The following is a 19,647-nucleotide window of genomic DNA, read 5'->3' on the forward strand; positions in this document are numbered from 1 at the left end:
CCTCCTACCGCTCGGCCCGGGAGCGGAGGCGGCCGATCACGGCGTTGACCCCCACGATCACCAGGATGATCAGGAACATCGCCCAGGCGGTGGTGGCCGCCTGCCCGATGTGGAAGTTGGTCCAGCCCTGCTGGTACATGAGCAGGCCCAGCGTCTGGTACTGGCCCGCGGAGCCACCGCTGGTGGTGCCGTTGCCGGCGAACAGCAGCGGCTCACCGAACAGCTGCACGGCGCCGATGGTGGAGATGACGACGGTGAACAGGATCGTCGGGCGCAGCGACGGGATGGTCACGTGCAGGAACTGCTTCCACTTGCTGGCGCCGTCGATCTCCGCGGCCTCGTACAACTCGCCGGGGATCGACTGCATGGCGGCCAGGTAGATCAGCGCGTTGTAGCCGGTCCAGCGCCAGGTCACGATCACGGCGATCGCGACCTGGCTGCTCACGGTGCCGGCCTCCCAGTCGATCCGGTCCAGGCCGACGGCCTCCAGGCCGGTGTTGATCAGGCCGTAGTCGCGGCCGAAGAGCTGGGCGAAGACCAGGGTCGCCGCGGCGATGCTCGTCGCGTACGGCATCAGCATCACGGTGCGGAAGAAGGTCCGGCCGCGGAGCTTGTAGTTGAGCAGGTGGGCCAGGCCCAGGGCCATGCACAGCTGGGGGACCGTGGAGAGGATCCCGATGGTGAGGGTGTTGCGGGCGGCGTTCCAGAAGAACTCGCTCTCCAGCAGGTTGCGGTAGTTCTCCAGGCCGATGAACTCACCGCCGTTGATGTTGCTCAGGCTCGTGCGGTGCAGCGAGATCCAGGCGGTGTAGAGGAACGGGTAGAGGCTGAAGGCGGCGAAGACCAGGAAGAACGGGGCGACGTAGGCGTAGCCCCAGCGGTTCCGGGTGAGCCGCCGACGCCTGCGGGGGCGGGCGGGGAAGTCGGGCCTGTCGGGTGGGGGTGCGGCGATGGCCGCCTCGCGGACGGTGCCACTCGCGATGGTCATGCGGGGTCCTGACGGTCGGGTGCGCGGGTCGGGCGGGCGAGGGGTCCTGGCTGGAGGACCCGGCCGGGGCAGCCGGTCCCGCCGCGGGTGCGGTCGGCGGGGCCGGTGCAGGTGCCCGGGAGCGGGAGACGCTCCCGGGCACCGCGTCCGGATCGGCGTGCCGAGCGGGGCTCAGCCGCCGATGGCCTGCTCGGCCGCCTTCAGCGCGTCCTCGAACGCCTGGTCGGGGCTCGTCCCACGGGTGGCGATGTCCGTCAGGCCGGTGGTGAAGGCCTCCTGGATCTGGGTGTCGTACGGGCCGATCGGCGTCCGGCGGATGTTCGCCGCCGACTCACCGAAGATCGCCCCGGTCGGTGCGCCGCTGAAGTACTCGTTCACCGCGTCCTGGACGCCCGGGTCCTCCGCGGCCTGCTCGCTGGAGGGGAAGTGCGCTGCCTCGGTGAACATCTTCACCTGCTGCTCCGGGGCGGTGAGCCACTCGACCAGGTCCTTGGCGGCCTCGACGTTCGGGCCGTCGGCCGGGACGCCGAGGAACGAGCCGCCCCAGTTGCTGGCGCCCTCCGCGGCACCCGGCAGCGGGGCGATGTCCCACAGCCCGGCACCGGAGTCACCCATCTGGGAGTTGATGTAGCCGAGCATCCAGGCGGGGCAGGCGATCGTGGCGAACGCCCCGTTGGAGAACGCGGCGTTCCACTCGTCACCGAACTGGCTGAGGTTGGCGGTCAGGCCCTCCTCGGCGGCCTGGCTGGCGTAGCCCCACGCCCGCTCGACGCCCTCGCTCTCCCCCGGGATCGGGTTGCCGTCCTCGTCGTTGTAGGCGACCTCGCCCTGGTACACCGAGGAGGAGAAGATGCTCGCCGGGCTGTCGACGAAGGCGGCGTCGGACGTGGACTGGTACTGCCGCGCGGCGTCCAGGTACGCGTCCCAGGTCGGCCACAGCTCGGCCACCTCAGCGCGGTCGGTGGGCAGGCCGGCCTCCTGGAACAGGTCCTTGCGGTAGCACATGGCCTGCGGGCCGGTGTCGGTGCCGAGGGCGATCGTGGCGCCGTCGGAGGTGGTGGCCTGGCCCCACTTCCAGTCGTAGAAGTTGCCCTCCAGCTCGTCGGCGTTCTCCTCCTGGCTCCAGTCGACGAACGCGTCGGCGTGGTTGCGCACGACGTCGGCGATGAAGCCGATCTCCAGGGCCTGGATGTCGTCGAGGCCGGAGTTGGCGGCCAGCCGGGTCTGCAGCGACTTGTAGTAGGCCGCGGACTGGGCGACGTTGTTCTGCTCGATCGTGACGTTGGGGTGCAGCGCCATGTACTCCTCGTAGAGACCGGCGTTGTCGAAGTCCATCGTGCCGAACGTGCCGACCGTCAGGGTGACGGGCGCGTCCGGGTCGTAGTCGGCGGCAGCAGCGCTGCTGTCGTCCGAGCCGCAACCGGCAGTCAGCAGGGCTGCGGCCAGCGCCGCCCCGAACACCGCCTTGCCTCGCGTGGAACGGGACATCTGACCTCCTGAGGAGACCCCGGGGCGCCTGCTCCGATGCAGGGCCGCTGCGGGGTGTGAGAACGCTCTCACGGCTGTGCGGCACAGAGTGGTGTGGGTCACTGTCACGTGTCAAGTAACGGTTGGGACACGGTGAGGGGGTGTCGGAAAGCGCTCTCACACGTCACCATGGGGAGACCACCACGCCAGCACGGGAGCCCGATGACCGACACCACCGCGCGTCCGGCGTCCCCGACGCTGGACGAGGTCGCCGTGCTCGCCGGCGTCTCCCGGGCCACCGTCTCCCGGGTCATCAACGACTCCCCGCGCGTGAGCCCGGAGGCGCGCGAGGCGGTGCGGTCGGCGGTCGCGCAGCTGCGCTACGTCCCCAACCGGATGGCCCGCAGCCTGGTCACCCGGCGCACCGACACGATCGCGCTGGTGCTCAACGAGCCCAACACCCAGGTGTTCAGCGACCCGTTCTTCGCCAGCATCGTGCGCGGGGTGTCCGCAACCCTGGCCGACACCGACCTCAACCTGGTGCTGCTGACCGCCCGCGACGAGCGTGAGCAGCAGAAGATCGGCCGGTACGCCCGCCAGGGCCACGTCGACGGCGTGATCCTGATGTCGGTGCACAGCAATGACCCGCTGCCGGAGATCCTCGAGGAGGCCGGCATCCCGCTGGTCCTGTGCGGTCGCCCCTTCGACGGCCGGGACCTCGCCTACGTCGACGCCGACAACTCCGGCGGCGCCGAGCTGGCCGCCCGGCACCTGCTCAGCACCGGCCGGCGGCGCATCGGCACGGTCACCGGCCCGCTGGACATGATCGCCGGCGTCGACCGGTTGCACGGCTGGCGCTCGGCGCTGCAGGCCGCCGGCGTGGAGGCCGCACCCCGGATGGTGGCCGAGGGCGACTTCACCGAGGCCGGTGGGGCCCGGGCGATGGCCGAGCTGCTGGAGGATGCCCCCGACCTCGACGCGGTGTTCGTCGCCTCCGACCCGATGGCCGTCGGTGCGCTGCGCACCCTGCGGGCGGCGGGCCGACGGGTGCCCGACGACGTCGCCGTCGTCGGCTTCGACGACGCGGCCGTCGCCGCGGTCTGCGACCCGCCGCTGACCACGGTCGCCCAGCCGCTGGGCGACATGACCCCGCTGCTCACCGAGCTGCTGCTGCGCCAGATCGACGGTGAGCGGGCGGAGTCCCGGATTGTCCCGACCCGGCTGGTCCGCCGCGCCTCCGCCTGACGAAGGACCCCCTCGCCCCCCACCGCTCGCAAGCTCGCGGCGGGCCCCTGCGAGGGGGCCGTTCCATCGAGTCACCTGGCTCGCGGCGGTCCCCGGCGAGGGGTCGTTCCAGCGGGTCACCTCGCGTCGAAACGCGCGGGACACACGCCGTGTCTAGGTTCGTCGCATGGCGGACCTCTTCGACGGCTACCCCCTCGGGCAGCAGTGGGACGAGATGTTCTCGGCCCCGTCGCAGCCACGCCCGCCCTACACCGGGCTCTTCGGCTCGCTGCAGCCGATGTCGGGCGAGGAGCTCGCCGCCCGCGCGGACGTGCTGTCCCAGACCTACCGCGACGCCGGGGTCACCTTCGCGCACGCCGGTGAGGAGCAGCCCTTCCCGCTGGACATCGTGCCGCGGGTGATCGGTGCGGGGGAGTGGTCGCTCATCGAGCGCGGGGTGGCCCAGCGGGTGCACGCGCTGGAGGCGTTCCTGGCCGACGTGTACGGCGCCGGCCAGGTGTTCGCCGACGGGATCGTGCCGCGCAGCGTCGTCACCACCAGCGCCCACTTCCACCGCGCCGCGCACGGGCTGGTGCCGCCCAACGGCGTCCGCCTGCACGTCAGCGGCATCGACCTGGTGCGCGACGAGGCCGGCGACTTCCGGGTGCTGGAGGACAACCTCCGCTCGCCGTCCGGCGTCAGCTACGTGATCACGAACCGGGCGGCGATGAGCCAGGTGCTGCCCGAGCTGTTCGCCGACCACCGGATCCTGCCGGTGTCGGACTACCCGGGCCGGCTGCTGGCCGCGCTGAAGGCCTCCGCCCCGCCGTCGGTCGCCGATCCCACGGTCGTGCTGCTGACCCCCGGCGTCTACAACTCCGCCTACTTCGAGCACGCGCTGCTGGCCCGCCAGATGGGCGTCGAACTCGTCGAGGGCCGGGACCTGGTCTGCTCCGGCGGGCAGGTGAGCATGCGGACGACGGACGGGCAGCAGCGCGTCGACGTCATCTACCGGCGGATCGACGACGAGTTCCTCGACCCCGTGCACTTCCGGTCCGACTCGGTGATCGGCTGCGCCGGGGTGCTCAACGCGGCCCGGGCCGGGCGGGTGACCATCGCCAACGCAGTGGGCAACGGCGTCGCCGACGACAAGCTGCTCTACACCTGGGTGCCCGACCTGATCCGGTACTACCTCGCCGAGGAGCCGGTGCTGGCCAACGCCGAGACGCACCGGCTGGACGACCCCGACGTCGTCGAGTGGGTGCTGGCCAACCTCGACCGGCTGGTGCTGAAGCCGGTCGACGGCTCGGGCGGCAAGGGCATCGTGATCGGCCCGCGGGCCGACGAACGGACCCTCGAGGAGCTGGCGGAGAAGGTGCGCGCCGCCCCGCGGGACTGGATCGCACAGAAGCCGATCGGCCTGTCGACGTCGCCCACGTTGATCAACGGCCGGATCGCCCCGCGCCACGTCGACCTGCGGCCGTTCGCGGTCAACGACGGCTCCGACGTCTGGGTGCTCCCCGGCGGGTTGACCCGGGTGGCGCTGCCGGAGGGCGAGCTGGTGGTCAACTCCAGCCAGGGCGGCGGCTCGAAGGACACCTGGGTGATCACCCCGCCCCGGCGGGTGGCCGAGCCGGCACCCGAGCACGACGTCACCCGGATCGAGTTCACCACCGCCGACCTGCCGGCCGACCCGCCCGCGCAGGACCCGGGGCCACCCAACGACAACGCGCTGGCCCAGTCCCAGCAACAGCAGCAGTCGAAGGACCCCGCACCCCTCAGCCCTCGCGAGCTCGGGCCGAGCCTCTGGGCGGGGCCGACGGCTGGTGGCGCTGCTCCGGGCGGCGGTGGCTGCGCATGCTGAGCCGGATCGCGGAGTCGCTGTTCTGGATCGGCCGGTACATCGAGCGGGCCGACGACACCGCCCGCATCCTCGACGTGCACACCCAGCGGCTGGTCGAGGACCCGTGGATCGACGAACGCCGGGCCTGCGCGAACCTGCTGGCGCTGATGGGCGCGCCCTGCCCGGAGTCCGAGGCGGACACCGAGCGGGTGCTGGCCACCCTGGCGTTCGACCGGGCCAGCCCCAGCTCGATCGTCGGCGCGCTCTCCGCGGCCCGGGAGAACGCCCGCGGCGCTCGGGAGGTGCTGTCGGCGGAGATCTGGGAGTCGCTCAACGTCACCCACAACGCGCTGCCCCAGCAGCGCACCATGGCCCGCCGCTACGGCCCGCACTCGTTGTTCCGGTTCGTCCGCGAGCGCTCGGCGATGGTGTTCGGGCTGGCCGACGCCACGATGAGCCGGGACGAGAGCTGGCTGTTCCTCATCCTCGGCCGGTCGCTGGAGCGCGTCGACATGACCGCGCGGATGCTCTCCACCCGCGTGCTGGCCGGTGACTCGGCGCCGTCCTGGACGCTGGTGCTGCGCTCGACCGGCGCCTACGAGCCCTACCTGCGCACCTACCGCGGTGCGGTGAACTCCAGTCGGGCCGCGGAGTTCCTGCTGCTGGACCGGCTCTTCCCCCGTTCGGTGTTCGCCGCGCTGGAGCAGGCCGAGGGGTGCCTGGCCGAGCTGGAGCGGGCCAACGTGCGGGAGGGCCACCGGATCGGCGTCGCCGGCGAGGCGCACCGGATCGTGGGCCGGGCCCGGACGATGCTGGAGTTCATGCGGACCGACGAGATCCTGGCGACCCTGCCGGCCCGCCTCGACGAGCTGCAGCGGATGAGCTCCTCCGCCAGCGAGGCGGTCACCGGCCGGTTCTTCACCGAGCAGGCGCCCCAGGTGTGGGTGCCCGAGGGGGCGGTCTGAGCCGATGACCCAGTTCCAGACCCAGCACACCGTCCCCAGCCGGGTCGGCGCCGACCGCTGGCGGCTGCAGGTCGTGCACCGCAGCGCCTTCCGCTACGCCGGGCCGGTCCGCTCGTCCTACAACGAGGCACGGATGACGCCGGAGAACAGCACCCGGCAGACGACGCTGCGCTCCCGGGTGGAGATCGAGCCGGCCGCCACGGTGCTGGCCTACCGCGACTACTGGGGCTCGACCGTCACCGCCTTCGACCTGCACGGCCCGCACACCGAGCTGGTGGTCACCGCGACCTCGGTGGTCGAGGCCGGTCCGGAGCCGCACCTGCCCGGTCCGGTGGGCTGGGCGGAGCTGGCGACGCCGGACGTGCTCGACCGGTTCGGGGAGATGCTCCGGCCGACCACGCTGACCGCGATGGACCCCCCGGTGGTCCGGGCGGTACGGGCCGCGGTCGGTGACGCCGGCCCGCGGGAGGCCGGGCACGTGGTGTGCCGGTTCGTCCGCGACCACATCGAGTACCTCTCCGGCGCGACCAGCGTGAAGACCAACGCGATGCAGGCGTGGACGCACGGCAAGGGTGTCTGCCAGGACATCTCGCACGTGTCGATCGGCCTGCTCCGCGCGCTCGGGCTGCCTTCCCGCTACGTCTCCGGGTACCTGCACCCCCGGCCGGACGCCGGCATCGGCGAGGCGGTCACCGGGGAGAGCCACGCCTGGGTGGAGTGGTGGGACGGTGGGTGGTCCGGCTACGACCCGACCAACTCCGTCGAGATCGGGCCGCGGCACGTCGCCCTGGGCCGGGGCCGCGACTACTCCGACGTCCCGCCGCTGAAGGGCATCTTCTCCGGACCCCGGAGCGAGGGATCCACCGTGACCGTGGAGGTCACCCGGCTCGCCTGATGAAGGACCCCCTCGCCCCCCACCACTCGCAGGCTCGCGGTGGGACCCTGCGAGGGGGCCGATCCCGAACGGCCCGCGAGGAGGCTCCCGTGCCGCAACTGCTCAGGGTGCACAACTTCATGCTGTCCAGCGACGGCTTCGGCGCGGGTGAGGGGCAGAGCCTGGCGCGGCCGTTCGGCTCCGCCGACCCGACGGTGCTCGGCGCCTGGGCGTTCGCCACCGCCAGCTGGCCCAACCGCACCGAGCCCGGCGGCACCCGCGGCCTGGACGACCACTTCATGCGCGAGTTCGCCCGCAACATCGGCGCCGAGATCATGGGCCGCAGCAAGTTCGGTCCCCAGCGCGGCCCGTGGACCGACCACGAGTGGCGCGGCTGGTGGGGCGACGAGCCGCCCTTCCACACGCCCGTGTTCGTGCTCACCCACCACCCGCGCCCGTCGTTCTCGCTGTCGGACACCACGTTCCACTTCGTCGGCGGCGAACCGGCCGAGGTGCTCGAGCAGGCGAAGGCAGCGGCCGACGGCCGGGACGTCCGGCTCGGCGGGGGAGCCGCCAGCGTCCGTGAGTTCCTGGACGCCGATCTCGTCGACACCATGCACGTGGCGGTGGCGCCGGTGGAGATCGGCGCCGGCTCACGGCTGTGGACCTCCCCGGACGAGCTGACCGACCGGTTCCACCACGAGGTCGTGCCCAGCCCGAGCGGGGTGACCCACCACCTGTTCTGGCGGCGTTGACCCGGCTGCTCACCGCCGTTCCCGGCGCACCTGGGATGCTGGTCGGCGATGAGCGCACCCCTGAACCTGGTCAACCTGGAACGGGTGTCGAAGGCCCACGGGACGACGGTGATCCTGGACGACGTCTCCCTCGGCGTCGCCGCCGGTGAGCGGATCGGTGTGGTCGGCCGCAACGGTGGCGGCAAGTCCACCCTCCTCGGCGTGCTCACCGGCACCCAGGAGCCCGACTCCGGCCGGGTCACCCGCCGCGGCGACCTGGCCATGGGGGTGCTCGACCAGTCGGGCACCCTGCCGCCGGGGACGACGGTCCGCGACGTCGTGCTGCCCGCCTCCCGGTTCGCCGCCGAGCACGAGTGGGCCGGGGACGCCGCGGTCCGCTCGGTGCTCACCGGCCTGGAGCTGGACCGGATCGGGCTGGACTCCCCGGTCGCCCCGATGTCCGGCGGTGAGCGGCGCCGCGTCTCACTGGCCGCCCAGCTGATCCGCCCGCTGGACCTGCTGGTGCTCGACGAGCCGACCAACCACCTCGACGTCGAGGGCGTGGCCTGGCTGGCCGAGTACGTGAAGGCCCGCACCGGCGGGCTGATCGTCGTGACCCACGACCGCTGGTTCCTCGACGAGGTCTCCACCACGACGTGGGAGGTCGCCGACGGCAGCGTGCACGCCTACGAGGGTGGCTACTCCGCCTACACGCTGGCCCGCGCCGAGCGCGCCCGGATCGCCAACGTCACCGAGGAGCGCCGGCTCAACCTGGTGCGCAAGGAGCTGGCCTGGCTGCGCCGGGGCCCGCCGGCCCGCACCAGCAAGCCGAAGTTCCGGATCGAGGCCGCCCAGGCGCTGATCGCCGACGAGCCGCCCGCCCGGGACACCATGGCGCTGGCCGGCTTCGCCGCCCGGCGGCTGGGCAAGACGGTCTACGACGTCGAGGACGTCACCTTCACGGTGCGCGGCCGTGGCCCGGTGGACGACGCCGCCGACCCGGCCGGGCCGGCCGACCCGGAGGCCCCGCGCGAGCGCACGCTGTTCCGCGACCTGACCTGGCACGTGGGTCCAGGCGACCGGATCGGCGTCGTCGGGGTGAACGGCGCCGGCAAGACCTCGCTGCTCAAGCTGCTGGTGGGCGAGGCGCAGCCGGACGCCGGGGAGGTCGTCACCGGCCAGACGGTGTCGGCGGCCTACCTGTCCCAGCACGTCACCGAGCTCGATCCCCGGCAGCGGGTGCTCGAGGCGGTGCAGGACGTCGCCCGGATCGCCAAGATCGGCAACCAGGAGATCTCCGCGTCCACGCTGGCCGAGCGGTTCGGCTTCGCGGCGAACCGGCAGTGGACGCCGGTGGGCGACCTCTCCGGTGGTGAGCGGAGGCGGCTGCAGCTGCTGCGGCTGCTGATGGCCGAGCCGAACGTGCTGCTGCTCGACGAGCCGACCAACGACCTGGACATCGACACCCTCACCGCGCTGGAGGACCTGCTCGACGGCTTCCCCGGCACGGTGCTGGTGGTCAGCCACGACCGGTACTTCGTCGACCGGGTCTGCGACTCGGTGGTCGCGCTGATGGGCGACGGCTCGCTGGCCGCGCTGCCCGGCGGGGTGGAGGAGTACCTGCGACGCCGCGCCGCCGGGGAGGCCGCGCTGCCCGGGTCCGGCGCCGCGGCCCCGGTGGGCAGCTCCTCCGCGCCCGCGCACAGCGCGGCGGACTCCCGGGCGGCCCGCAAGGAGGCCTCCCGGCTGGAGCGCCGGATGCTCAAGCTCGACGCCGACGAGAAGAAGCTGCACGAGCAGCTCGCGGCGGCCGCCGCCGACTACGGGAAGGCCGCCGAGCTGGACGCGCAGCTGCGGGCGGTGCAGGCGGAGAAGGAGCAGGTGGAGACCGATTGGCTGGCCGCCGCGGAGATCGCCGAGGGCTGACCCACGCCTCCCGGGTTTTCGATCAGGTGACCTGATCACAAGGCGTCCCCCCGCACTAACGTCGGTGCAGGGGGACGCCTTGTGGTGCGGTTGGACGACGGCGCCTCAGACGGCACCGGCCCGCGACCGCTGCAGCAGCCGGATCCCGACCACGACGGTCGGGACGGCGCCGACCAGCGCGAAGCCCGCGAACAGCAGCGGCTGGAACGGGAACGCCATCGACAGCCCGAGGGAGACGACGGCGGGGGCCAGCAGCCACCAGCTGATCACCCCGGCCCGCGCGAGGCCGGCCAGGACCACGACCGGGCCGACCAGCCCGAACAGGGTCAGCAGGCCGACGACGCCCATCCCGGCGGAACCCTCGACCGTGGTGAACAGCGCCTCGGCCGTCGCCGGGTCCAGCTCGCGTCCGACGGCGCCGGTCCAGAAGTCCGACAGCACCAACCCGGTCACGCTCACCAGCCCGAGCGACGACAGCAGGGCGCCGACCAGCGTCAGCCCGCCGCCGCGGCGGCCGCGGACCAGGGTGGGGGCCGCCAGCCAGGCCAGCGCGAGCAGCAGGTTGCCGTAGTGCAGCAGCAGCGCCGAGAGCGCCGTCTGCCCCTCGTCCCGGGCGAGGGAGGCGATGTAGTCGGCCGGGGCCATCGAGTCCGCCGTCGGCGAGGTCGCCATGCCCGCGACGTAGAGTAGCGGGCCGGCGACCAGCGCGGCGCCGGCGATGGGCAGCAGCCGGGCGGCCGCGCTGCGGGCGGGCCGGTCGGCGGCGCTCGCGATGGGCGCCGGCCGGCTGGTGGGGGTGGGGAGCTGGGTGGTCATCGTCCGTCCTCGGATCGGTTCTGCACCGTCTCGTCGCGGTGCTGGGCAGAAAGCTAGGGACGGCGGGCCGCTGGCCACGTCCGTCCGCACGCACCGACCGGGGTCCGCCGCACGGTGGAACGGAGGCCTCGGTGGGTCCGTCGCGCGGGGGATGTCCGGCCCGTCCGCGGCGCCCTACCGTGCTCGCATGCCGCGCTGGGACCCCCGCTCCGCCGGGCGCTGGACGTGGCCCGCGGTGGGGCTGCTGATCGGCGGCATGGCGGTGCTGGAGTCGGCGATCGACACCTTCCTGCGGCAGGACCTGGCGCTGGCCCTGCCGGGCCTGGCGGTGGGGCTGCTGCTGGCCTGCTGCCCGCGCTGGCCGGCGGCGACCGCCCTGCTGGGCTCGTGCACCGTGCTCGGCAACGTCGCGCTGGGCGCACCCGGGCCGGGAGGGGCGCAGCTGATCGGGATGGCCGTCCTGATCGGTCACGCCGCGGCGGTGCTGGCGGTGCGGCGGGGCGTGCTGGTGGCCGCGACGGCGACGCTGGTGGTGCTCGTGGCCGGCGTGCTCTTCACCCCCTCGCCCTGGGAGGGCTTCTTCTACCTGCTGGTCACCGGGGTGGCGTGGGGCGTGGGCCTGCTCGTGCGCCAGTCCCGGCAGCGCTCCCGCGAGCTGGCGGTGCTCGCCGCCCGGCTGGCCGCCCAGCAGGAGACGGTGGCGACGGCGGCGGCGGTGGCCGAGCGGGCCCGCATCGCCCGCGAGGTGCACGACTCGGTGGCCCACTCGGTGAGCGTCATGGTGCTGCAGATGGGCGGCCTGCGCCGCCTGCTGCCCGACCAGCCCGAGGCGCAGCAGGTGCTGCTCGGCCTGGAGCGGCTGGGCCGGGAGGCGGTGGAGGAGATGCGCCGGGTCGTCGGCGTGCTCCGCGAGCCGGCCACCGGCGACCCGGCCCCGCAGCCCTCGCTGACCCGCCTGGACGCGGTGCTGGACGAGCTGCGGGCCGGCGGGGTGCCCGTCGAGCTGCGGGTCGCCGGCGACCCGGTGCCGCTGCCGCAGCTGGTCGACGTCGCCGCGGTCCGGGTGGTGCAGGAGGCGCTGTCCAACGTCGTCCGGCACGCCGGGGCGGCGGCGACCCGGGTGGAGCTCGCCTGGCGGCCCGACCGGGTGACCGTGACGGTCACCGACGACGGCCGGCCACGGGTGAGCGAGCCGGTGGTGGACGCCGCCCCGGGCGGGTTCGGGCAGCTGCACATGCGGGAGCGGGTCGCGGTCGCCGGCGGCAGCCTGGAGGTCGGGCCGGTGCGCGGTGGCGGCTACCGGGTGCGTGCCAGCTTCCCGGTGAGCGCCGTGCGCACCCCGGCGGTGGCCGGGTGACGATCCGGGTGGTGCTGGTCGACGACCAGGCGATGGTGCGCACCGGGCTGCGCATGGTGCTCGCCGCCGAGCCGGACGTCGAGGTGGTGGGGGAGGCGGCCGACGGCGCGGAGGGCCTGCGGGTGGTCACCGCGCTGCGCCCCGACGTCGTCCTGCTCGACGTCCGGATGCCCGGGGTCGACGGGCTGGAGGCGGCCCGCCGGATCATCTCCGCGGGACTGCCCACCCGCGTGGTGGTGCTGACCACGTTCGACGAGGACGAGTACGTGAGCGCCGCGTTGCGGGCCGGGGTGAGCGGGTTCCTGCTCAAGGTCGCCCCGCCGGAGGACCTGGTGGCCGCGGTGCGCACCGTCGCCGACGGTGGGGGTCTGCTCGACCCGGCGGTCACCCTGCGGGTCATCGAGTCCTTCGCGACCGCCCCGGCCCCCGATCCGGTGCGCGCCGCCGCGCTGGCGCAGCTCACCGAGCGGGAGACCGACGTGCTGGCCCTGGTGGCCGCGGGGCTCTCCAACGCGGAGATCGCCGGTCGCCTGTACCTGGGGGAGGCGACGGTGAAGACGCACGTCAGCCGCGTGCTGCTCAAGCTCGGCCTGCGGGACCGGGTGCAGGCCGTCGCGTTCGCCTACGAGAGCGGGCTGGTCACGCCGGGGCGGTGACCCGCCGTGCGGGCGGTGACGAAGATCGCGTCGAGTCGCCGGGACCGGCCCGCCCCGGGAGGATGGGGCGCAACGAATCGATCGCGCCGATCCGAGGTGCGTGCTCTGCACGCCCGGCCGACGACGACCGGAAGGGACCCGTTGGGCCTGCTGCTGATCCTCCACCTCGCCGCCGCGGTCCTCGCCCCGCTGCTCGTGCGCTGGTGGGGACGCCAGGCGTTCCTGGTCCTGGCGCTCGTCCCGGCGACGGCCTTCGGCTGGGTGCTGGCCCAGCTGCGCACGGTGGTCGACGGGGGAGAGGTCCTCGAGACGCTCTCCTGGATCCCGGCGCTGGACCTGCAGATCGCGCTCCGGCTGGACGCCCTGTCGCTCACCTTCGCCGCGCTGGTCACCGGGGTCGGTGCGCTGGTGCTGGTGTACTGCGCCCGCTACTTCGAGCCCGACGACGAGGGCATCGGCCGGTTCGCCGGGGTGATGACCGCCTTCGCCGGCTCGATGCTCGGCCTGGTCCTCGCCGACGACGTGCTGGTGCTCTACGTGTTCTGGGAGCTCACCACCGTCTTCTCCTTCCTGCTGATCGGCGGCTCGGGGGCCAAGCTCGCCGGGCGGCGGGCGGCGAGCCAGGCGCTGCTGCTCACCACCGCCGGCGGCCTGGCCATGCTGGTCGGGCTGCTGATGATCTCCTCGGCCAGCGGCAGCCGGCTGCTGTCGGTGATCGTGGCCGACCCGGGCAGCGGCCCGGTGCTGGTGGCCGGCACGGTCCTCGTGCTGGCCGGTGCGGTGACCAAGTCGGCGATGGTGCCCTTCCACTTCTGGCTGCCGGCCGCGATGGAGGCACCGACCCCGGTCAGCGCCTACCTGCACGCGGCGGCGATGGTGAAGGCCGGCATCTACCTGGTGGCCCGGCTGGCCCCGGGCTTCGCCGACGTCCCCGGCTGGCGGCCGATCGTGCTCGGCCTGGGCGTGGCCACCATGCTGATCGGTGGGTGGCGCTCGCTGCGGCAGAACGACCTGAAACTGCTGCTGGCCTTCAGCACGGTCAGCCAGCTCGGCTTCCTGATCACCATGGTCGGCGCCGGCAGCGAGGAACTGGCGGCGGCCGGGCTCGCGATGACCGTCGCGCACGCGCTCAGCAAGTCCACGCTGTTCCTCACCATCGGGGTGGTCGACCACGCGACCGGCGTCCGCGACCTGCGGCTGCTGTCCGGCCTGGGCCGCCGGATGCCGGTGCTCGCGGGCATCGGCACGCTCGCCGCGGCCAGCCTGGTCGGGCTGCCGCCGTTCCTCGGGTTCGTCGGCAAGGAGGCCGCGTTCACCGCGCTCTGGGAGGGCGGGCTCCCCGACCGGGTCACCGCCGTCGTCGTGCTGGTCGGGCTGGTCCTGGGCTCGGTGTTCACCGCCGCCTACTGCGCCCGCTTCCTCTGGGGCGCGTTCGCGCGCAAGCCGGAGCTGCCGGACACCGCACCCGCCGAGCTGGAGCACCACCCCGGGCCGCTGTTCCTGGCCGCGCCGGCCGTCCTGGCGCTGGCCGGGCTCGCCGCCGGCCCGGCCAGCCCGCTGCTGGACCACCTGGTGGTCCGCTACGCCGAGACGCTCCCGCTGATCGCGCCGGAGTCCGAGCACCTGGCGCTGTGGCACGGCCTGCAGCCCGCGCTCGCGCTCTCGGCGGTCACCCTGCTCGGCGGCGCCGCGATCTTCGCCCTGCGCTCGCAGTTCATGCGGCTGCAGCAGCGGCTGGCCGTCGGCGCCTCGGCCGACGAGGGCTACTGGAACACCCTCCAGGGCCTGGACCGGATCGCCGTCCTGGTCACCGGCACCACCCAGCGCGGGTCGCTGCCCACGTACCTGGGCACGATCCTCGTCGTCGTCCTGGTGCTGCCCGGCTCGGTGCTGTTGGCGCGCACCCCCTGGCCCGACGAGTGGCGCGCCTGGGACACCCCGCTGCAGGCGCTGGTCGGCGCGATCGTGCTGCTCGCCGCGGCGATGACCCTCCGGATCCGGCAGCGGCTGTCGGCGGTGCTCGCCGTCGGGATCACCGGGTACGGCCTGGCCCTGCTGTTCGTGCTGCACGGGGCGCCCGACCTGGCGCTCACCCAGTTCCTGGTCGAGACGCTCAGCCTCGTCGTGTTCGTGCTGGTGCTGCGCAAGCTGCCCAAGGACATCGGCGACCGGCACCGCCCCGCCGAGCGCACGGTGCGCGCGGTCATCGCGGTCTGCGTCGGTCTGGTGATGGCCGGCGTGGGCGCCGCGGCGCTGAGCGCCCGGACCGCCACCCCGGTCTCCGCGGACATCCCCGAACTGGCCCTCGAGGAGGGGCACGGGCAGAACGTGGTCAACGTGATCCTGGTCGACATCCGCGCCTGGGACACCCTGGGCGAGCTGTCGGTGCTGGTCGTGGCCGCCACCGGGGTGGCCAGCCTGGTCTTCCTCCGACGCCGCACCGGCGCCGTCGACCGGGCCGGCGAGGAGCACACGACCGGGGCGGACCCCAGCTCGGCTCGTCGGGCTCCGCGGAGCCGGTGGCTGTCGGCGTCCTCGACCCTGGCGCCGCAGCGCCGGTCGGTGGTGCTGGAGGTGGCGACCCGGTTCCTCTTCCACACCATCGTGGTGTTCTCGCTGTTCCTGCTGTTCTCCGGGCACAACGACCCCGGCGGCGGGTTCGCCGGGGGCCTGGTGGCCGGCCTCGCCCTGGTGCTCCGCTACCTGGCGGGTGGCCGCTACGAGCTCGGCGAGGCCGCGCCGATCGACCCGGGCCTGCTCCTCGGCGCCGGCCTGCTGTTCGCCGGCGGCACCGGGGCCACCGCGCTGCTGCTGGGTGGGCAGGTGCTGGAGTCGGCCTACCTGGAGGCCGACCTCCCGGTGCTGGGCCACGCCAGCCTGCCCACCGCCCTGTTCTTCGACATCGGCGTCTACCTGATCGTGGTCGGCCTGGTGCTGGACATCCTGCGCAGCCTGGGCGCGGAGCAGGACCGCCAGGAGGACGAGCAGGACCCCGTCGACACCGCCCCGGACGAGGTGATCGCCCGATGACCCCCACCGTCGTGCTGCCGGTCGTGATCGGCGGCCTCTACGCCGCCGGCGTCTACCTGCTGCTGGACCGCAGCCTGACCCGGGTGATCCTGGGTTTCATCCTGCTGGGCAACGCCACCAACCTGCTCCTGCTCTCCGCCAGCGGCGCGGCGATGCTGGCGCCGGTCTTCGGGTACGCCGAGGCCGAGGAGATGAGCGACCCGCTCCCGCAGGCGCTGGTGCTCACCGCCATCGTGATCACCTTCGGCGTCACCGCGTTCCTGCTGGCGATGGTGCACCGGTCCTGGCAGCTGGTCCGCCAGGAGGTCATCGAGACCGACGAGGAGGACCGCCGGGTCGCCACCCGGGAGGGCATGGACGCCGACGACATGGACCCCGACGACCTCCCCACCGAGGACCGGCCGGCCGGGAAGGGGAACGCCCTGCACTCCGACGTCGACGTCGAGGAGCGGCTGGCCCAGCGGTACGCCGGGGTGCCCTCCGACGACATCACGCTCCCGCCGACCCGGAGGAGGCGACGGTGATCGACGTCCTCGCACCGCTGCCGGTGCTGCTGCCGCTGCTGGGCGCGGCGGCGGCGTTGCTCGTCGGCGCCCACGCGCGGCTGCAGCGCACGGTCAGCATCGTCGTGCTCACCGCGGTGGTGGCCGTGTCGGTCGCCCTGCTGCTCATCGCCGACGCGAACGGTGCCGCCGCGGTCAACGTCGGCGACTGGCCGGTACCGGTGGCGATCATGCTGGTCGTCGACCGGCTCTCGGCGCTGATGCTCATCGTGGCCAGCACGGTCGGGCTGGGGGTGCTGGTCTTCGCCGTCGGCCAGGGCACCGCCGACGGCGACGACGAGAACACCCCGCTGTCGATCTTCCACCCGACGTTCCTGGTGCTGATCGCCGGTGTCAGCTACGCGTTCCTGGCCGGCGACCTGTTCAACCTCTACGTCGGCTTCGAGGTGCTGCTCACCTCCAGCTACGTGCTGCTAACCATGGGCGGGTCGGCGCCCCGGATCCGGGCCGGGATCACCTACGTGGTGGTCAGCCTGCTCAGCTCGCTGCTGTTCCTGGCCTCGATCGCACTGGTCTACGCCGCGACCGGCACGGTGAACCTGGCGCAGCTGGCCGGCCGGCTCGGCGACCTGCCCGACGGCACCCAGCTGCTGCTGCACAGCCTGCTGCTGATCGCCTTCAGCATCAAGGCGGCGGTGTTCCCGCTCTCGGCCTGGCTGCCCGACAGCTACCCGACGGCGCCGGCGCCGGTCACGGCGGTCTTCGCCGGGCTGCTCACCAAGGTCGGCGTCTACGCGATCATCCGCACCCAGACCCTGCTGTTCCCCGACGGCGCCCTGGACGACGTGCTGATGTGGGCGGCGCTGGCGACCATGGTGATCGGCATCCTCGGCGCGGTCGCGCAGAGCGACATCCGGCGGCTGCTGTCCTTCACCCTGGTCAGCCACATCGGCTACATGGTGTTCGGGATCGCGCTGGCGTCGACGGCGGGGCTGGCCGGCGCGATCTTCTACGTCGTCCACCACATCGCCATCCAGACCACGCTGTTCCTGGTCGCCGGGCTGATCGAGCGACGCGGCGGCACGATGGCGGTCGACCGGCTCGGCGGGCTCGCCACGGCGTCCCCGCTGCTGGCTGTCCTGTTCTTCATCCCGGCGATGAACCTGGCCGGCATCCCGCCGTTCTCCGGCTTCATCGGCAAGGTGGGCCTGCTCGGCGCCGGGATCTCCGACGGCGGCTGGCTGGCGTACGTGCTGGTCGGCGGCGCGGTGGTGACCAGCCTGCTGACCCTGGTGGCGATGTCCCGGGTCTGGACCCGGGCCTTCTGGCGTCCCTCGGCGCAGGCCCCGGCGGCGGACACCGCGGCCGCGGCGGCCCGGGACGCCGGACCCGACGACGGTCCCGACGAGGAACTCCCGGGCGCCGACGGCGAACCCGACGGGACGGACGACGAGGCAGCGGAGGAGCCGGCCGAGGAGGGCCGCACCGACCGGCCCGCCGGCGGTGCGACCTCCACCCTCCGGGCGCGGCAGACCGGACGGCGGGGCGCCTGGGCGCGGCACGTGGCGGTGGCGACCGCCCTCCCGGGGGGTGGTGAGGGCCGGCCCAGCGGTGGCGACGACGACCGGACGCCGTCGGTGCGGCCGCTGCCCGCGGTGATGACCGGCGCCACCGCGGTGATGGTGGCGCTGACCGTCGGGCTCACCGCGATCGCCGGCCCGCTGTACGGGATGACCACCCGCGCCGCCGCCGACCTCCGCGACCGCACGCCCTACATCGAGGCCGTCTACGGCGAGCAGGACCAGCCGTGAGCGGCGCCATGCGGTTGCGGCACCAGCTGCCGGTGCTGACCTGGCTGGTGGTGGTCTGGATCCTGCTGTGGGGCACCTTGTCCTGGGCCAACCTGCTGTCCGGGCTGCTGGTGGCGGTCCTGGTCACCAACGTGCTGCCCCTCCCGGCCGTGATGGCCGGGGCGCGGCTGCACCCGATCGCCCTGCTCGCCTTCGCCGGCTACTTCCTGAAGGACCTGGTCGTCTCCAGCGCGCAGGTGGCGTGGCAGGCGATCCGGCCCGGCAGGATGAAGCAGGGCGCGATCATCGCCGTCCAGCTGCGCACCGACTCCGACCTGCTGCTCACCCTGATCGCGGAGTCGCTGACCCTGGTCCCGGGGTCGATCGTGCTCGACCTCGACCGGCCACGGCGGACGCTCGGCATCCACCTGCTGCTGGTCGAGGACGAGGACGACGTGGAGTCGCAGCGGGCCGGGGTGTTCACCATGGAGGAGCGGGTGGTGCGCGCCTTCGGCACCCGGGAGGACATCGCCCGGCTGGCCGACGACGAGCCCACGGCCGCACGGCCGCCGGAGCCCGGACGCCCGGAGGTGCGACGGTGACGGTCTTCTCGTTCCTGGTCTACGCGATGCTGGGCGCCGGCGCGCTGCTGGCCCTGGTCCGGCTGGCGCTGGGCCCCTCCCTGCTGGACCGGGTGGTGGCCACCGACACTCTGCTGGTGATCATCACGGCGGGTCTGGCGCTGTACGCCGCGCTCATGCGCGACCCCACGATCGTGCCGGTGCTGGTGGTCGTCTCCCTGCTGGCCTTCGTCGGGTCGATCGCGGTCGCGCGCTACGTCGGCGGCATGCTCCTGCGCTCGTCGGTCGACGACGGCGAGGAGTCCGGTCTGGCGCCGCCGGGCGCCGAGCAGGTCGGCCAGCAGGGCGGGGAGGCGGGCCGGTGAACGACTTCGACTCGGTGCCCGACTGGATCGCCGCGGCGTTGCTCTTCGTCGGCGCCTTCCTCTGCCTGACCGCCGGCCTCGGGGTCCTGCGGTTCCCGGACGTGCTCTCCCGGATGCACGCCGGGACCAAGCCGCAGGTGATGGGGGTGCTGCTGATCGTGATCGGCGGCGCCATCCGGCTCACCGGCCTGTCGGCGACCTGGATGCTGCTGCTGGTCGCCGCGTTCCAGCTGATCACCGCCCCGGTCAACGCGCACATGGTCAGCCGGATCGCCTACCGGCGCCGGCACGTGCGCCGGGACCTGCTGCTGGTCGACGAGCTCGTGGACGCCCAGCGCGGGGCGGAGCTGCGTGCCGGTGAGGAGGGGATGACCGGGGACGAGCCCGCCGACGCCCCCGCCGGCACGAGCACCGCCGGTGCCGACGAGCAGCCCGGCGACGACCCCCACCCCGACGACGACCCCCGGCCGACCGGGACCGGCTGACCTTCGACCGCCACCCTGCGCCGGGCAACAAGGTGGCGCACCA

The 19,647-nt window shown here is 73.6% G+C and carries 17 protein-coding genes; 14 read left to right on the forward strand and 3 right to left on the reverse strand.

Annotated elements, in window-relative coordinates; genetic code table 11:
* Window positions 1-4: 4 nt before the first annotated feature.
* Window positions 5-988: a carbohydrate ABC transporter permease gene (locus JD78_RS19945; RefSeq protein WP_153360286.1), complete on the reverse strand. Its 984-nt coding sequence runs from the start codon at window positions 986-988 to the stop codon at window positions 5-7.
* Between the two features lie 171 nt (window positions 989-1,159).
* Window positions 1,160-2,476, reverse strand: a complete 1,317-nt coding sequence (locus JD78_RS19950) for an ABC transporter substrate-binding protein (RefSeq protein ID WP_153360288.1) — start codon at window positions 2,474-2,476, stop codon at window positions 1,160-1,162.
* Window positions 2,477-2,677: 201 nt separating this feature from the next.
* On the opposite strand from JD78_RS19950, the gene JD78_RS19955 reads away from it, so the two are divergent.
* From JD78_RS19955 to JD78_RS19980, 6 genes are all read left to right on the forward strand, one after another.
* Complete coding sequence (locus tag JD78_RS19955; RefSeq protein WP_153360290.1) at window positions 2,678-3,700, forward strand: LacI family DNA-binding transcriptional regulator; 1,023 nt, start codon at window positions 2,678-2,680, stop codon at window positions 3,698-3,700.
* A gap of 166 nt (window positions 3,701-3,866) precedes the next feature.
* A complete protein-coding gene (locus JD78_RS19960) occupies window positions 3,867-5,543 on the forward strand; it encodes a circularly permuted type 2 ATP-grasp protein (RefSeq protein ID WP_153360292.1) in 1,677 nt (558 codons plus the stop codon).
* The gene (locus tag JD78_RS19965) at window positions 5,537-6,487 is read left to right on the forward strand and encodes an alpha-E domain-containing protein (protein WP_153360294.1); all 951 of its coding nucleotides are present in this window, start codon (window positions 5,537-5,539) and stop codon (window positions 6,485-6,487) included. Before JD78_RS19960 ends, JD78_RS19965 begins: the two co-directional genes overlap by 7 nt.
* 4 nt (window positions 6,488-6,491) lie before the next feature.
* Complete coding sequence (locus JD78_RS19970) at window positions 6,492-7,382, forward strand: transglutaminase family protein (RefSeq protein ID WP_153360296.1); 891 nt, start codon at window positions 6,492-6,494, stop codon at window positions 7,380-7,382.
* 89 nt (window positions 7,383-7,471) lie between these two features.
* A complete protein-coding gene (locus tag JD78_RS19975; protein ID WP_153360298.1) occupies window positions 7,472-8,116 on the forward strand; it encodes a dihydrofolate reductase family protein in 645 nt (214 codons plus the stop codon).
* A 48-nt stretch (window positions 8,117-8,164) separates the two neighbouring features.
* Complete coding sequence (locus JD78_RS19980; protein ID WP_153360300.1) at window positions 8,165-10,021, forward strand: ABC-F family ATP-binding cassette domain-containing protein; 1,857 nt, start codon at window positions 8,165-8,167, stop codon at window positions 10,019-10,021.
* Between the two features lie 105 nt (window positions 10,022-10,126).
* Here JD78_RS19980 and JD78_RS19985 read toward each other — a convergent pair whose 3' ends face one another.
* Window positions 10,127-10,837, reverse strand: a complete 711-nt coding sequence (locus JD78_RS19985) for a hypothetical protein (protein WP_153360302.1) — start codon at window positions 10,835-10,837, stop codon at window positions 10,127-10,129.
* Between the two features lie 187 nt (window positions 10,838-11,024).
* Between JD78_RS19985 and JD78_RS19990 the strand changes: the two genes are divergently transcribed.
* From JD78_RS19990 to mnhG, 8 genes are all read left to right on the forward strand, one after another.
* A complete protein-coding gene (locus tag JD78_RS19990) occupies window positions 11,025-12,194 on the forward strand; it encodes a sensor histidine kinase (protein ID WP_153360304.1) in 1,170 nt (389 codons plus the stop codon).
* Window positions 12,191-12,850 (forward strand): response regulator, encoded by a 660-nt coding sequence (locus tag JD78_RS19995; RefSeq protein WP_153360305.1) that lies wholly within the window; start codon window positions 12,191-12,193, stop codon window positions 12,848-12,850. The genes JD78_RS19990 and JD78_RS19995 overlap by 4 nt, the downstream gene beginning before the upstream one ends.
* Window positions 12,851-12,991: 141 nt before the next feature.
* Window positions 12,992-15,880 carry a Na+/H+ antiporter subunit A gene (locus JD78_RS20000; RefSeq protein ID WP_153360307.1) on the forward strand — a complete coding sequence of 963 codons (2,889 nt, stop codon included), beginning with the start codon at window positions 12,992-12,994 and terminating at the stop codon, window positions 15,878-15,880.
* The gene (locus tag JD78_RS20005) at window positions 15,877-16,404 is read left to right on the forward strand and encodes a Na(+)/H(+) antiporter subunit C (RefSeq protein ID WP_153360309.1); all 528 of its coding nucleotides are present in this window, start codon (window positions 15,877-15,879) and stop codon (window positions 16,402-16,404) included. The genes JD78_RS20000 and JD78_RS20005 overlap by 4 nt, the downstream gene beginning before the upstream one ends.
* Window positions 16,401-18,194: a Na+/H+ antiporter subunit D gene (locus tag JD78_RS20010; protein ID WP_153360311.1), complete on the forward strand. Its 1,794-nt coding sequence runs from the start codon at window positions 16,401-16,403 to the stop codon at window positions 18,192-18,194. Before JD78_RS20005 ends, JD78_RS20010 begins: the two co-directional genes overlap by 4 nt.
* A complete protein-coding gene (locus tag JD78_RS20015) occupies window positions 18,191-18,775 on the forward strand; it encodes a Na+/H+ antiporter subunit E (RefSeq protein ID WP_228395155.1) in 585 nt (194 codons plus the stop codon). The genes JD78_RS20010 and JD78_RS20015 overlap by 4 nt, the downstream gene beginning before the upstream one ends.
* On the forward strand, window positions 18,772-19,119 hold the full coding sequence (locus JD78_RS20020; RefSeq protein ID WP_153360313.1) for a monovalent cation/H+ antiporter complex subunit F: 348 nt from the start codon (window positions 18,772-18,774) through the stop codon (window positions 19,117-19,119). Before JD78_RS20015 ends, JD78_RS20020 begins: the two co-directional genes overlap by 4 nt.
* Entirely contained in the window at window positions 19,116-19,604 is a 489-nt protein-coding gene (gene mnhG, locus JD78_RS20025; protein ID WP_153360315.1) for a monovalent cation/H(+) antiporter subunit G, read from the forward strand. The genes JD78_RS20020 and mnhG overlap by 4 nt, the downstream gene beginning before the upstream one ends.
* Window positions 19,605-19,647: the final 43 nt, after the last annotated feature.

The organism is Modestobacter roseus (assembly GCF_007994135.1).
GTDB lineage: Bacteria > Actinomycetota > Actinomycetes > Mycobacteriales > Geodermatophilaceae > Modestobacter > Modestobacter roseus.